The organism is Mycobacterium sp. SMC-21 (assembly GCF_045310825.1).
Classification (GTDB): Bacteria; Actinomycetota; Actinomycetes; order Mycobacteriales; family Mycobacteriaceae; genus Mycobacterium.
In genome coordinates, this window is the sequence record NZ_JBJIAO010000023.1 from 18,039 (window position 1) to 32,335 (window position 14,297).

Sequence of the window (14,297 nt, forward strand, 5' to 3'; positions counted from 1 at the left end):
TTTGCAGAAGGGGAAAAGCGCCGCAGCGTTCCCCGACGGAGCCCGTTCTTCTGCGCTTGCCCGCGCCCGTTGCATCGCGTCGACGATTCTCGCAACTACCCTTAGCCACGTCATGACTACCACCAGGACTGTCTAGCGCGTGCCGTCGCCAACCGCAGGAAAACTGCTGGTCAACAACTCAAATCAAAGACCTCAACCCTTGTCGCAGGTGGCCAAGTCCCCCCTCGGACACAGTTTTTTTACATGTGCGGATGGAGAATCGGCTCCCAACTGCATCGGAGCGGATTTCCGTACTTGCTGATGCCCAGGGGCAGTCGCATTCACCGACACACGACTGCGGATTTTTGGTTATCCCGCCACGAACACCGTCCTCGCCGACATACTGACTGGCTGTTCCTCAATGTGTCTTCGCGGTGATCGCCACCGGTCGTGATACCCATCCCCGGCCTCGGCGCTGGTCGATCGAGTGCACCACACCGCCGATTGTCGAGGACAACTACCTGCCACCACGGCGAGCAGACTCGATGGGCAGTGTGGAGGTCAGTCGCCTTTCGGCCATGCCTCGCCTGGGGGCCAAGAGGCCGGGAGGCCGAAGAACTCTCCAGCAGACGGATCTGGAGGGGTGACTGCAAGCTCGCCGTTACGAAGGGTGATGGTATGGGCGGGGATTCCCAGCTCGTCGGGTAGCGCATGAATGGGACTCGGGTGCCGCCACAGCGTGACCTCGGCGCGCTGAAAGTAATACGGCATGAGTTGGTTAACGACTAGAACCCCCGACACATTGCGGTTCTGCCAATCGGGCGGCGTCCCGAAGTAGCCACCGGCTTGCCGAATCGCGCGGGCGGGCGGCTCCCCATCTGAATTCGGGTCAAATTCGAAAGCAAGCGGCCCGTACATCGCATTACTGGCGTGCCACCGGTCGCCATCCACGATGTACGTACCGATCGCGATAACGAATGGCGCTTCCAGATTGCCGTACTCATGATGTTTCGCAGCGAGGGCGGCTTGGATAGCGGGCGCATCATCGACGAAGCTCGCCTCCGACTGGCCGTAGATCCCGATCGCCCGGCTATCGGGTCTCAGGCCTCGGGCTTCGAGCTTCTTCGGGAATGCCTTGAGCCCAGCCTCCCAGCCATCCTCGCGCCAGACATACTTCGGCGCAGCGTCGGCCGTCCATGGTGCGTCAGGATCGAGCAGGCGCAACCACTGGCTCAGTTTGCCTCGAAGGCGCGCCGCCTTGGGTGGCCGCGGCCCGTCCACAAGATGGTCAAGCCAAAGAATGAAATTCGGGTCTTGGAGCCGATTCACCGTATCGAATAGAACCGCCCGACGACCTGCCGCAGCCTTAGCCGCCGCGGTCGAACCAGGAGCAACCGCCTCAACGTAGAGCCGCTCGTCGCCGCGGACAGCCAAGAAGTCGGGGTGACGGGTCGTACCCGGCACCTCCGGGTGAACCACTATTTCGTAGCCAGCGCGCAAAAGCGACTCGTGAAGATAGAGCTCCAAGTAGGCACTGCGGAACTGCTCGTCGTCTCCTGATCGCAAACGTTGGAGCAAGTCATTGCAGGTGATGTCATCGTTGATGCGGTCCATCCACTGCTGCATCATCAACCGCGGCTGGTCCCAATAGTCGCCCGCGATCCTGTTCATGAACGCAAAGGTGGACTCTTGGAAGCCAGCCACCGACGTGTCGTCGCGGTGAGCATCATCGAACAGCGGCTCGCGACTCTTGACCATGCACGTAGCGTGCCAGCAGCCGCCGACAAGTCTGCGCCCCCGGGGTCCGTCAGTATCAACTCACCAACGGCCTCGACCCACCAAGCGGCGATCTACGAGCTCTGTCGGTGGCGTCAGGCAAACTGATCGCGGACATCAGTGAGGTGAGTTTTCGCATGCCAGTTTCAGAAGACACCGGCGCAAGAGACTTGTCTTTGCCGCCGACCAACGAGCTGACGTGGGAGCAATTCGAGGACTTCACCGAGGCCGTGCTGAGCGCACACCGGTTCGCGAACAAGTCAGGGCGACGCATAGCACGCGTCTCGCGATGGGGGCGCCGCGGCGACAAGCAAGACGGAATCGACTTTGAGGGCGAATGGAGTGACGGGACCACCTCCTCCTGGCAGTGCAAGGCATACGAAAAGCTCCAACCGGCGGACGTTCGAAACGCAGTTCAGACATGTAGCTTTCACGCCGATACCCATCACCTCGTGTACTCCGGATTCGCCTCGCCAGCTGTGAGGCAGGAGATCCAGAAGCACGCCGACTGGACATTGATCGACCGACGCGACCTCAATCAGCTACTTGCAGACGTGCCTCTTCACCGTCGACGCGAGATCCTCGACTCAACATGGGACCGCGCCACACGTAAACGGCTCCTCCGCGTGCCGGGAGCCGATGCCTTTGAATCGGTGGACGCGCTCGGTGACACACGTATCTGTCTTCCTGTACTGAATGACGCCGGCGCCATGGTCAATCGGACGGCCGAATTGCAGGCTCTTCATACAGCGGTACGGGGAGACACACGGATCATCCTGATATCGGCACCCGGCGGGATGGGCAAGACTCGGCTCGCCGTCGAGGTGCTTCGTGACCTGCAGAACGAGAATCCAACCGTTCCCGTCCTGAGCCTCATCCCGGCGCACCCGCTAAGTGCCGATAGTCTCGACGAGCTGCCCCACTCCTCTGTGGTCCTTTTTGTGGATGATGGACATGAGCGACCCGAAGCCGTGCATCGGTTGCTTGAATACATGCTGAGGAATGAGCACACCAAACTCGTTGTCGCAGCGCGAAAGAACGGCGTCACCCCCCTTCTCGATACGTTCATGAAGGCCGGCTTCCCGATCAGCGGTGTCGCCACGATCGAGCTGTCACCACTCAGTCATCGCCACGCGTACGAATTGATCGATTCCCTCGCGGACGGGCTCGACATCCAGCTCGCGTACGGAACGAAAGTAAATATCGCACGTCTGGCAGAAGAAGCGCCCTACCTAGGGGTGCTGGCAATCGACGCAATCCGAAACGGCACTCTAACCGGCAGCCTCACACTTAGTACCGACCTTCGTTCGGCTGTGCGGTCGAGTTATCGCCAGTCCATCACCGCCACGGTCAACGAATTCGACCCGGCGCTTGTCGAACGCTTCCTCGCAACGTGTGCCGCTACCGGTGGCGTGATAGACCTGAATAACGCCGAAGCGCGCGCTGCCGTCAACGGGTTCTGCGGGTTATCTGACGACGAGTCGAATCGACTCTTGAGTGCGCTGATCCGAGCTGACGTCATGACGAAGACCGAATCGATTTTGAGGCTGGTCCCCGACCTACTCGCAGACATGATGCTGGAGACCGAGAGCGTCACTGAATCACTAGGTCAGAGAACCAATTTCGTCCCCGAGGTATGGCGATCCCTATACCCATTCTTCGGCGCACAACTACTCAGACGCCTTACTGATCTGGACTGGCGACTCCGCCGGCAAGACCTTCCAGGGGTTGTCGACGGCATCTGGCAGACACTTCGAGACGAAATTGATTCCACCGACGTGATCGGCCTACACGAAGCAGTGCAACGCCTTGCCGCCCTGAGCTACACCCAGCCACACGGGCTCATGCCCCTACTAGCGGAGGTTCGCAACCGCCTCGCCGACCTCGCCAATTTGGATGAAGTGCCGCCTCCTAAAAGGGGCCCGCTGACCGCGACCCATTTCGAGCGGGAGGAGAGAAGGACATGGCGCTTGCACGAACTGAGCGCCGCGGATGTGAAGATCGAGATGGCACCCCTGCTCGCTCAGTGCGCACGTACAGCACCCGAACTACTCGAGCAGGCGCTCGATGGGCTATGGGCACTTCACCGCGAACTCGCACCTATGCCGGCCATGCACCCCGACGCCGCAACAAAAGCCCTAGAAACCCTAGCCGAACTCGGCAGGCTCCCCGACGAGACTGTGCCACAACGAATCATAGACCGCGTCAGAATTTGGCTCTCGACCTACGCACCGACTCCGAAGGCATATCCACTGTTCGCATTGAAGCCGCTCCTCACCAAACAAGGCGAGATCGCCGGCCAAACGGCGCCACGCGTTGTCAGCTTCAATACCTATCTGATCAATGCCGATTGGGCGCGCCCGACGCGAGACGCAATCCGCGAGGTCCTCCTGGAAAGCGCGACAACTGAACACGTCGGACTAGCCGCTGAGGCCGTGCGGATACTCAAGTCCGCATTGAGACCGCCTCAAGCCCTATACGGTTTCAACCCGACCGCGGAAGACCTCGAAGCATGGGACTCAGATGACCTAGCGACAGTCACCACCTTGGCAACAATTGCGGCCAAAGCCACCTCGCCTGTGATCCGCCGTCTGGTTCGCGAATCCGTATCTTGGCAAGCGCAGCATGCACGTTGCCTTCAAATCCGTTGTTTAGCAATCGAAATAGCAACGATTCTCGACAACCATGGCGACGAACTCGCAGACGCATTGATGGGCTCACATCACTTCGGCCTACCGAATCGGTATGGGTACACTGCACCGAGCATCGCAGATCTTGAAAGCGGTCTCGACGTGGGCACGTCACGGCCTGATGACGAGGACATCGTCGATTACATGGACCGTGAGCGCGATGCTTTGCTGGCTCGCTGCTGGGACAGCCTGTGGCGGGTCGGAGACATCAGCGACGTCCTAGATCGCCTTGAGTGCACGGCATTTGAAGTATTGCTGGCGGACAGCAGTCAGTCTCTGCCGTTCCTCTTTCTGGGAAAGTACCTCGCAAACAACTACACATACCAGTGTTCCGCAGTCGTTAAGGACATCGCCGCGCGGCCTCCCGGGCCTCTCGACGATCTTCTCGTCTACGCTCTAGCTGGCTGGAACGCATTCGACACGAACGAGTTTGGTAGCTGGCTGGACGACAGTCCACACCAACGCAACGCGGTCCGATCAGCAATCGGTGACGCGATCAACACAAACTCCTGGACCGACCTTGGCGGCCCTCATCTCGCCGCGTATTCCAGAGGTGTGCTAGACGCTGTTCCGGCAGTGCGCGCGAAGTTTCACGCCGGCGCGCATCGCTTGCTCGCACGAGACCCGGTAAGCACTGCGGAGTCTCTCATCGCGACAGGTATTGATCAGTCAACGTCAACACGCCTGATCGAGTGCGCCTGCACATTTGGTAGAGCGGACTGGATACAGGAGCTGGACGAATCCGACGTGGCGGCGATCCTCGCTCTCGCAAGGCGTTCAGACATCAGCGCCTACGGCGTGCAGGGTGCCCTCGCACGCATCGCGCGAGGCTTCCCACGTGAAGTACTGACTTTCCTACTGTCCTGTTACCGCGAAGATCGCGCAGCCATAGTGGACCTGTGCGGCGACTATCCACAAGCGTTCAGCGGGCAGGCCGAAGCAGTGGTGAGCTGGGTATTCGATCAAATAGCCTGCGAGACAGATGGGATCGGCGATGTTCTAAAGACTGCGGTGGGCGAAACGCTATACAACGAAGTTGGGGAAGCGCTCGCTGTGGAGATCGAACATTGCGACATCGACGAGATCCGGGGCGTCCTTGAGGTATTCGAACCGCTTGACTACTGGCCTCTTTACGCTCCATTGCTGGCGGACAAGTTGATCACTCGGACAAGGGAAGTCGATTCCTCTCATGTCGCGGACGTTCTGGCGGCGACCCGCACTTCGTGTGAAATGCGGCTGATTAGTTGGGTGAACGGCCGTTCCGAAGAGCTCGAGCTTCTGTTCGACCTCGCGACGAAGCTTTCGAATGCAGAATTCTTGGACACCGAATTACGCGCCATCTACAGGTTCTCCGCTGACGAGTTTCGCCGAGAGATCGCAGAAATCGCGGCCCGCTATAACAACGACTACGACTAACAGGACAGATGCCTGAGACTATCGGGGCGTCGTCGTTGTGCGATACCAGTGCAGCATCCCGAACGCTAGGCGCCACGGCAGTCGGCCGCAGGCCGAGCATCTTTGCCGATCCTCCCCAGCTGCATTCTCAGCGCCAACAACGCCCGATTGAAGCGACGATGACGGGTTATTCCCTGACGACTCTCCAGGAAACGCTCACCTCCTTGTCGGCTCCGGTTGAAAAGTGAGCAGGTCGTTCCGGAGCAGGCTGCTCAGGATTCAACCGGAGCCGGCGCAGCTCCCGCGACGCTGGTGACCACTCAGCGGCCGCGCGCCGGTTGCGCCGCGGTCGATCCCGACGACGACGGCAGCGTGGACGGACGATCGATGATCGTCGACGACGAGCCACCGACCCGGTATCGCGCGCCGCGGTGCTCCTGCGGCAGCCGGTCGCCGTTGCCGAGCAGCTTGTGCCGCAACGACCCCGGCTGATAGTCCGCCTGGTAGGCACCCCGTTCGGTCAGCACCGGAACCACGTGCTCGATCACGTCGGCGAAGGAACCGGGGGTGATGGCGTAGGCGAGGTTGAAACCGTCGACGTCGGTCTCGGCGACCCACTCCTGCAAGGTGTCGGCCACCGTGGCGCCCGAGCCGACGATCCGTGGACCCATGCCGCCGATCTCGCCCCACTCGGCGATGTCGCGGACCGTCCACTCCCGGCCATCGGGGTCGGCCGACTGGAACGCCTTGACGGCGGACAGGATGGCATTCGAGTCGACGTTGCCGATCGGCTCGTCCAACCCGTACCGGGCCAGGTCCACACCCATCCACCCGGACATGAACACCAGCGCGCCTTCCGGGTCGCCGTAGGAGAGCAACTCGCGGTGTTTGGCGTGCGCTTCGTCGTCGGTGGCCGCGGTGATCACCGTCGACAGATTGAAGATCTTGGCCGAGTACGGATCCCGGCCGGCCAGTTCCAGCTCCCGGCGAATCGTCGAAACCGTCTCGGCCAGAATGGCTTTGGTCGGCGCCGCGGTGAAGATGGCCTCGGCGTTCTCGGCGGCGAACCGGACCCCGCGCGGGGATGAGCCGGCCTGGTAGATCACCGGGGTCCGCTGCGGCGACGGCTCGGCGAGGTGCACACCCGGCACGCTGAAATGCGTTCCGGAGTGCCCGATGTGGTGCACCTTGTCCGGGTCGGTGAAGACCCCGCGCTCGCGGTCGCGGACCACCGCGTCGTCCTCCCAGGAGCCCTCCCACAGCTTGTAGAGCACCTCGAGATATTCGTCGGCGTGGTCGTAACGGGCGTCGTGGGCCGGCTGGTCGGTCTGCCCCATGTTGCGTGCCGCCGCGGGCAGATACCCGGTGACCACATTCCAGCCGATGCGGCCCTTGGTCAGGTGATCGAGGGTCGATATCCGGCGAGCGAAGGGATACGGGTGCTCGAACCCGGTGCCGGTGGTGATGCCGAAGCCCAGATGCTCGGTGACCAACGCCATCGCCGATACCAACAGCAGCGGGTCGCCCACCGGGATCTGCGCGGCCTGCCGGATGGCGGCCTCGTCGCTGGCTCCGTAGACGTCGTAGGTACCGAGCACATCGGCGATGAACAGGCCGTCAAACCTGCCGCGCTCCAACAACTTCGCCAGTTCGGTCCAGTACTCCAGGTCCTTGTAGCGCCAGGACTGATCCTCTGGATGCCGCCACAGTCCGGGCGACTGATGAGCGACACAGTTCATGTCGAAAGCGTTGAAGCGAATTTGTCGGGTCACTACTCCACCGTGCCCACATCTCGCGCATCAGACACCGATTGCACTCAGCACGAACATTTTTCGCGGCGCCGGCCGGGGTGGCGAGCTGTGTCAACGCAAGCTGTACCCGCCGTCGGGATAGATCGTGGACCCCGTCGTCGCGCCGTTGAGGAACAGATGAACGACGGCGGCCGCGACCTCGTCCTCCCGCGCCAGTTTCCCGGTGGTCGAGGCCTCGACGAAATGGGCGAACGCCGCGTCCCGGACGGCCTGCGGCCGCTGATTCCACAAGTTGCCGTCCACGGTGCCGGGCGAGATCGCGTTCACCCGTACCGGCGCGAGTTCAACGGCCAGCCCGCGGGCCAGTCCCTCGATGGCGGCGTTGGCCGCGACGTAGGCGGGCGCCGCCCCGGCCGGCCGCACACTGGCCGCCCCGGCCATCAGGACGACGGACGCATCGGCGGTCAGCACCGGCAGCGCGGCCTTGACGACGCGGTACTGACCCCAGAACTTCGAGTCGAACGGCGACGCGGCGTCGGTCAGTGAGAGTTCGCGCATCGATCCGGTGACGTAGGTGGCCGCGGTGGTGAAGAGGGCATCGACGGCGTCGAACCGGGCGAACAGGGCGTCTATGGTGCGCTCGTCGGCGGTGTCGACGACCTGCCATGTCGCCGCCGGGCCCAGATCGGCGGCGGCCTTCTCGAGCACACCGGCACGGCGCCCGCCCAGCACCACCGCACCCCCGCCGGACACCACCAATCTGGCGACCGCGAGACCGATTCCGGTGCCGCCGCCGATGAGGACGACCGTCCGATCCGCGAATGCGTCGGCGGCAAGGAAACTCTTCATGGCTCCGACACAATCGTCCGCGCCCGGCGCCGTCAATCGATTGGATCAGTTTGACTCGCTTGGCATGGTTTCGCGATGTGACGGAACCTGTTGCCGCTCAGGGTTGTACGTCAGATGCCGTCGACGTAATCGCCCGTGCAGATGTTGTAGTGCCCCGCCGGGTTGAACGACTCTCCGTAACCGGGGAAGTACCACTTCGCCGCCTGGTACATCAGCTGGCCGTCGCAGTAGCCGAGGTTGTAGGCCACGATCGTCGCCGATTCCTTGACCGACTGCGAGACACTGACGACGCCCGGCGGCATGCCGTACGACGTGCCCGTCCCTGTAGCGCGTTCGCCGCCCCAGGACGACCACGTGATGCCCCAGATATCGCCCGTCGGGTCGCCGCCGTTGAAGACCCGGGCGGGCTGCACCGTGCCGTAGCCGCGCGCACTCGGGTTCCAGGCACGGCCGAGCGTCGGTTGTGGGTCGGCCCGGACAGCGGGCGTGCCGGCCGTCGAGCAAGCGGCCACGGCCATGGTGGTCGCGATGGCGGTCACAGCGATCACGGCCAGCCTCGTCATCGTCGTGGCCTGCCTCTGCTCAGTTGGGTGGGTCATGGTGGTGCCGTTCGGGATTCGCGGTTGTCGTGGTCACGCCCAAGGCTGCGGCCGATGCCTTGGTGATTTCTTGGTGCGCAAGCGCTACCTCCGATCCGCTGCTGTGTGACGAGAGTCTCCGACGTCGCCGTGACGTAGGCCTTGCGGTACCTGCGTACCAATTTAGGCTTGCCTTACCTAATTTAAGGGAGTGCTGAATGCGTGACGTCCGCGTGGCGGTGATCGGGGCAGGTCCGGCCGGAATCTATGCGTCCGACATCTTGGTCGACGAATACCCGCAGGCCAGGGTCGATCTGTTCGATCGCCTGCCGGCCCCGTACGGGCTGGTCCGGTACGGCGTGGCACCCGATCATCCCCGGATCAAGGAGATCATCAAGGCGCTGCGGCGAGTCCTCTCGCGCGACGAGATCCGCTTCATCGGCAACGTGCACTATGGCACCGATCTGAAACTGTCCGATCTGCGTCGCCACTACGACGCCGTTATCTTCGCCACCGGGGCACGCGCGGACCGCCCGCTGGACATCCCCGGCATCGAACTGCCCGGCAGCTACGGCGCCGCCGACTTCGTGTCCTGGTACGACGGCCACCCCGACGTGCCACGAACCTGGCCGCTGGAGGCCAAGAGCGTTGCGGTGCTCGGCGCGGGCAACGTGGCACTCGACATCGCCCGGATGCTGGCCAAGCCCGCCGATGAGCAGTTGAGCACCGAGATCGCCGGCAATGTGTACCAAGGTCTTTCCCTGAATCAAGCCACCGACGTGCATGTGTTCGCCCGGCGCGGTCCGGCCCAGATCAAGTTCTCGCCGATGGAATTCCGCGAGCTGTCGCACTCCCCCAGCGTCGACGTGATCGTGCACCCGGAGGGCTTCGAGATCGACGAGGCCAGCCAGCAGGCCATCAACACCAGCAAGTCCACCAAGCTCGTCGTCAACACCATGATGCGTTACCTCGACGTCGAGCCCACCGGCGCCCCGCACCGCATCCACATTCACCTGTGCCAATCCCCCGTCGCCGTGCTCGGCACCGACCGCGTCGAAGGACTGCGGACCGAACGCACCGAACTGATCGGCGACGGAACCGCCCGGGGCACCGGCGAATTCACCGATTGGCCGGTGCAGGCGGTCTACCGCGCCGTCGGCTATCTGCCGTCACACCTGGCCGATCTGCCGTTCGACCACCACGCCGGTGTGGTTCCCCACGACGCCGGGCGGGTCCTGGACCTCGACGGCGAACTGATCGAGGGCACCTACGTCACCGGCTGGATCAAGCGCGGGCCGATCGGTCTCATCGGGCACACCAAATCCGATGCGTCCGAGACGATTACCAGCCTGTTGGCCGACCTGCCGGGACTGCGCGCACCGGAGATCGGCGAGCCCGATGCCATCCTGGAACACCTGGCCGGCAGCGGCATCGACTACACCACGTGGGCGGAATGGGAACGCCTCGACGCCCACGAGATGGCCCTCGGCGCGCAGCAGGGCCGCGAGCGGGTCAAGGTCGTGCCCCGCGCCGACATGATCAGCGCCGGCCGGCGGTAGGCGGCCGGCTTCGGGCACTTCCTGCCGCGGGTATCGCTAGCCTCACGACATGCCAACTGTGGGGCGATACGCCAAGGGTGAGGCCAAGCGCGCGGAGATCAAGGCCGTCGCGCTCGCGGTGCTGGAACGCGACGGTGAGGCCGGTGCGTCGATGCGGGTGATCGCCAATGAGGCGAACATCAGCCTGGCGGGCCTGATGCACTACTTCCCCACCCGTGACGTTCTCCTGACCGAGTTGCATCGCGACGCCGATGCGAAATTCGAAGAGCGGTACCGCAATTCGGACGTCGACATCGACCCAGGTGAGGCCATGGCACAGGCGATGGTGGACAAGGCCGCCAAGCCCGGATCGGGAACGGTCTATCTGTCCCTGGCTGCGGCCGCCGCCGTCGACCCGTCCCATCCGGCCGCGGATTACCTGCGCCAACGATACGAGAGCATGCGCGCGACCATCAGCGACTACGTCCGCCGCCGGCAGGCTGCCGGCACGGTCCCCGCGCACGTCGACGCCGAGTTCGCCGCCACCGCGCTGATCGCGGCGGCGGACGGGATTCAGATCCAGTGGATGTCCGATCGATCGATCGACATGGGCGCGCACGTGCGCGCGGTGTGGGGCGCATTACTGTCCTGACCAAAACAGTGCAGTGTATGGTTTTTGGTATGAAGTGGAACCGGGTTGTCGTGGCGTCAGCCGTTGCCCTCTCCCTGGGCCTGTCCGCCTGCGGCGCAAAGCAGGACGCAAAGCAGGAGCGGACGGACACCAGTTCGTCCTGGAATCGCAACTTCTACTGGGGCACCGCGACCGCCGGCTACCAGGTGGAAGGCGACGCTCCCGACAGCAACTGGCGCCGCTACGTCGACCGCACGGCGGGCAAGCCCGTCCCGCCCGGCGCCGACGCCTTGAGCGCAGCTCCGGTGGAGCCCTACAAGCAGGCCGACGACTTCCGGCACCGCTACAAGGAGGACATCGCCAACGCGCATGCCATGGGCGTCAACACTTTTCGCTTCGGCGTCGAATGGGCGCGGGTGATGCCGCAGCCCGGCGTGTGGGACGAGAAGGAACTGGCCTACTACGACGACGTGGTCGCGACGCTGCTCGCCAACGGCATGACGCCGATGATCACGCTGATGCACTGGGTCTACCCCGGCTGGATCGCGGACCGCGGCGGCTTCCTCAACAACGTCGCCGCGTTCGACGACTTCGCCACGGCGATCACCAAACGCTACGCGGGGCAGGGCGTGCTGTGGGTGAGCATCAACGAGCCACTGGCCTTCGGCGCGATGGAACTGCGCACCGGCGCCATCAAACCTGACCAGTTCGGCACGTTCCTCGACCGCGTCGCCGACGCCCACCGCGCCGTCTACCGCGCCGCCCACGACGCCGACCCCAAGGCCAAGGTCACCACCAACGAGGCCTACATTCCGCCGGAAGTGTTGGCACAGTTCACCGGATTCGGCGTCACGGGCATCGAAGGCTCGTTCTTCGACCGCGTGCGGGACAGCCTCGACTACCTCGGCTTCGACTACTACACCGGGACGGCAGCGGACAACCCGGCGTCGGCACAGAGCATGGCGGCGCGGTGGAACATCAAATTGCAGCCCGAGGACATCTACTACGTGGCACGTCACTACGCCCAGCGGTATCCCGGCCTACCCATCTATGTCGTCGAGAACGGCATGGTCACCGACAATGCGAAACCGCGCACCGACGGCGTGACGCGATCGCAGTACCTCAGCGACACCGTGTTCTGGCTGCAGCGCGCCAAGGCCGACGGCATCCCGATCATCGGCTACAACTACTGGTCGCTGGTCGACAACTACGAGTGGGGCAGCTACCGTCCTCGCTTCGGCCTGTATTCGGTTGACGCACTCAATGATCCGACACTGCGGCGGGTACCCACCGACGCCGTCCAGACCTACACGCAGATCACCCGCGACGGCGGCACGCCGCCGGCCTACCGGCCCGTGATACCCGCGGCGAAGTGCTCGACGACCGTCGGCAAGGACAGCTGCGCCCCGCTCGACGTGAACGGCCCGACGGTCGCGCTGCGCTGAGTTCGGTCCCAACACGCGGGCCGAATTCCACGCAATGCACCCGAGATCGCCAGGTTTCCAGCAGGATCAGCAGTATGAAACTGACTGCCATGCTCGCGCTCGCCGGGTTCGCCTCGCTCACGATCGCCATCCCCAACGCGACCGCAGCGCCGTGTACCGCCAGCGGACTGGCCAGCACCGCGGGCTCGGTCCTGGCCCAGGCCGGTGCCTACCTCGACGCCCACCCGGGCGCCAACGAAGCCCTGACCAACGCGAGCTCGTCGGGCGACGCGGAAGGCGCCGTCCGGGCGTACTTCACCGCTCACCCCGGCGAGTTCTTCGACCTGAAGAACATCGCGCGGCCCCTGACGACGCTGCGCGGTCAGTGCGGTGGCATGTCGGTCTCACCGGCGCAGATGTCGGCTCTTTTCGACGCGCTGTCGTCGTGAGCCGCGGCGGCCCGGCACGTCAGCGCCAGTAGCCCTGATGCGCCTGTGCCGCTTCGTCTTCCAATAATGGCCCGATGACGGTGATCGGGCGGTAGCCGTGCAGCAGGATGTCGCGGCACGGTAGTGCGTAGCCCGCGTTCTTCGGGTCGTCGCCGGTGAACTGGAAGAGCCGGGTGTTGGACATGCCGTACACCACCCGCCCGATGCCGCTCCAGTAGGCACCGCCCGCACACATCGTGCACGGCTCGGTGCTGGCGTACAGCGTCGCCGACCGCATGCCGTCGTCGCCGAGGACGCGCCAGGCGCTGCGGACGGTGACCATCTCGGCGTGGTCGGTCGGATCACCGCCGCCGACGGACGACGTGTTGCCGTGCGCGGCCACCACGTTGCCGGCGGCATCGGCCACCAGGGCACCGTAGGGGGCGCCGCCCGCCTCGCGCGCTTGCTCGGCCAGCACGAACGTGCGCCGGAGGTGGGCCAGGTCTTGCTCGCCGGGATCGGGCTCGGCGTGGGCCGGGCCCACCGCGCCGACGCCCGCCACCGACGCGCCGAGGACCAGCCCGGCGCCGCGCAGCACGGTCCGCCTGTTCGGGTTCGGCATGGCTACTTGGTGCCGAAGATGCGGTCGCCGGCGTCGCCGAGGCCCGGCACGATGTAGCCGTGCTCGTCGAGTTCGCGGTCCAGCGCCGCGGCGTAGATCGGGACCTCGGGGTGGGCCGCTTGCATCGCCGCGACGCCTTCCGGACAGGTCAGCAGACAGACGAACTTGATGGAGCGCGGCCGATACTCCTTGAGCCGGTCGATCGCGGCCACGGCCGAGTTTCCGGTGGCGAGCATCGGATCGCACACCACGATGTCGCGCTCGTGCAACTCACTCGGCATCTTGAAGTAATACTCCACGGCGACGTGGGTTTTCGGGTCGCGATACAGACCGATATGGCCGATGCGCGCGCCGGGAACGACGCTGAGCATGCCGTCCAGAATGCCGCTGCCCGCCCGCAGGATGGAGGCGAAGACGAGCTTCTTGCCGTCGATGACCATGCCGGTGGTGGATTCCAGCGGCGTCTCGATCTCGATCTCGTGCATGGGGATGTCGCGCAGCACCTCGTAGGTCATCAGCGCGGAAATCTCGTTCAGCAGCGCGCGAAAGCCTTTGGTGGACACATCTTTCTGCCGCATCAGTGTCAGCTTGTGCTGAACCAGCGGATGGTCGACGAGATGCAGGTTACCCATGGCG

The 14,297-nt window shown here is 64.1% G+C and carries 11 protein-coding genes; 5 read left to right on the top strand and 6 right to left on the bottom strand.

Translation table 11 applies throughout. The features are described from left to right. Positions 1–540: 540 nt before the first annotated feature. Positions 541–1,737, bottom strand: a complete 1,197-nt coding sequence (locus ACJH6H_RS20150; protein ID WP_212812040.1) for a hypothetical protein — start codon at positions 1,735–1,737, stop codon at positions 541–543. A gap of 107 nt (positions 1,738–1,844) precedes the next feature. On the opposite strand from ACJH6H_RS20150, the gene ACJH6H_RS20155 reads away from it, so the two are divergent. Further along, the gene (locus ACJH6H_RS20155; RefSeq protein WP_346414637.1) at positions 1,845–5,861 is read left to right on the top strand and encodes a hypothetical protein; all 4,017 of its coding nucleotides are present in this window, start codon (positions 1,845–1,847) and stop codon (positions 5,859–5,861) included. A gap of 299 nt (positions 5,862–6,160) precedes the next feature. Here ACJH6H_RS20155 and ACJH6H_RS20160 read toward each other — a convergent pair whose 3' ends face one another. The 3 genes from ACJH6H_RS20160 to ACJH6H_RS20170 all read right to left on the bottom strand — a co-directional run bounded on the left by ACJH6H_RS20160 (position 6,161) and on the right by ACJH6H_RS20170 (position 8,988). After that, positions 6,161–7,612, bottom strand: a complete 1,452-nt coding sequence (locus ACJH6H_RS20160) for an LLM class flavin-dependent oxidoreductase (RefSeq protein WP_212812046.1) — start codon at positions 7,610–7,612, stop codon at positions 6,161–6,163. 90 nt (positions 7,613–7,702) lie between these two features. Continuing rightward, a complete protein-coding gene (locus ACJH6H_RS20165; RefSeq protein WP_212812047.1) occupies positions 7,703–8,440 on the bottom strand; it encodes an SDR family oxidoreductase in 738 nt (245 codons plus the stop codon). A 110-nt stretch (positions 8,441–8,550) separates the two neighbouring features. Beyond that, positions 8,551–8,988, bottom strand: a complete 438-nt coding sequence (locus ACJH6H_RS20170) for a hypothetical protein (protein ID WP_213020309.1) — start codon at positions 8,986–8,988, stop codon at positions 8,551–8,553. A 248-nt stretch (positions 8,989–9,236) separates the two neighbouring features. Here ACJH6H_RS20170 and ACJH6H_RS20175 point away from each other — a divergent pair, with 248 nt between their 5' ends. From ACJH6H_RS20175 to ACJH6H_RS20190, 4 genes are all read left to right on the top strand, one after another. Then, on the top strand, positions 9,237–10,577 hold the full coding sequence (locus tag ACJH6H_RS20175; RefSeq protein ID WP_346414638.1) for an FAD-dependent oxidoreductase: 1,341 nt from the start codon (positions 9,237–9,239) through the stop codon (positions 10,575–10,577). 49 nt (positions 10,578–10,626) lie between these two features. After that, on the top strand, positions 10,627–11,208 hold the full coding sequence (locus ACJH6H_RS20180) for a TetR/AcrR family transcriptional regulator (protein ID WP_212812050.1): 582 nt from the start codon (positions 10,627–10,629) through the stop codon (positions 11,206–11,208). Between the two features lie 29 nt (positions 11,209–11,237). Then, the gene (locus tag ACJH6H_RS20185; protein ID WP_346414639.1) at positions 11,238–12,632 is read left to right on the top strand and encodes a family 1 glycosylhydrolase; all 1,395 of its coding nucleotides are present in this window, start codon (positions 11,238–11,240) and stop codon (positions 12,630–12,632) included. A 74-nt stretch (positions 12,633–12,706) separates the two neighbouring features. Further along, positions 12,707–13,060 (top strand): heme-binding protein, encoded by a 354-nt coding sequence (locus ACJH6H_RS20190; protein WP_020103641.1) that lies wholly within the window; start codon positions 12,707–12,709, stop codon positions 13,058–13,060. Between the two features lie 19 nt (positions 13,061–13,079). Here ACJH6H_RS20190 and ACJH6H_RS20195 read toward each other — a convergent pair whose 3' ends face one another. Then, positions 13,080–13,661 (bottom strand): nucleoside deaminase, encoded by a 582-nt coding sequence (locus tag ACJH6H_RS20195; RefSeq protein WP_346414640.1) that lies wholly within the window; start codon positions 13,659–13,661, stop codon positions 13,080–13,082. Between the two features lie 2 nt (positions 13,662–13,663). Further along, the gene (gene upp, locus ACJH6H_RS20200) at positions 13,664–14,293 is read right to left on the bottom strand and encodes a uracil phosphoribosyltransferase (RefSeq protein ID WP_212812053.1); all 630 of its coding nucleotides are present in this window, start codon (positions 14,291–14,293) and stop codon (positions 13,664–13,666) included. Between the last annotated feature and the right edge of the window lie 4 nt (positions 14,294–14,297).

Excerpts from the sequence above, each read along its gene's own strand:
- ACJH6H_RS20180 (WP_212812050.1), top strand. The coding sequence starts at position 10,627 with ATGCCAACTGTGGGGCGATACGCCAAGGGTGAGGCCAAGCGCGCGGAG.
- ACJH6H_RS20190 (WP_020103641.1), top strand. The coding sequence starts at position 12,707 with ATGAAACTGACTGCCATGCTCGCGCTCGCCGGGTTCGCCTCGCTCACG.
- ACJH6H_RS20165 (WP_212812047.1), bottom strand. The coding sequence starts at position 8,440 with ATGAAGAGTTTCCTTGCCGCCGACGCATTCGCGGATCGGACGGTCGTC.
- ACJH6H_RS20195 (WP_346414640.1), bottom strand. The coding sequence starts at position 13,661 with ATGCCGAACCCGAACAGGCGGACCGTGCTGCGCGGCGCCGGGCTGGTC.
- ACJH6H_RS20185 (WP_346414639.1), top strand. The coding sequence starts at position 11,238 with ATGAAGTGGAACCGGGTTGTCGTGGCGTCAGCCGTTGCCCTCTCCCTG.
- ACJH6H_RS20175 (WP_346414638.1), top strand. The coding sequence starts at position 9,237 with ATGCGTGACGTCCGCGTGGCGGTGATCGGGGCAGGTCCGGCCGGAATC.
- upp (WP_212812053.1), bottom strand. The coding sequence starts at position 14,293 with ATGGGTAACCTGCATCTCGTCGACCATCCGCTGGTTCAGCACAAGCTG.
- ACJH6H_RS20150 (WP_212812040.1), bottom strand. The coding sequence starts at position 1,737 with ATGGTCAAGAGTCGCGAGCCGCTGTTCGATGATGCTCACCGCGACGAC.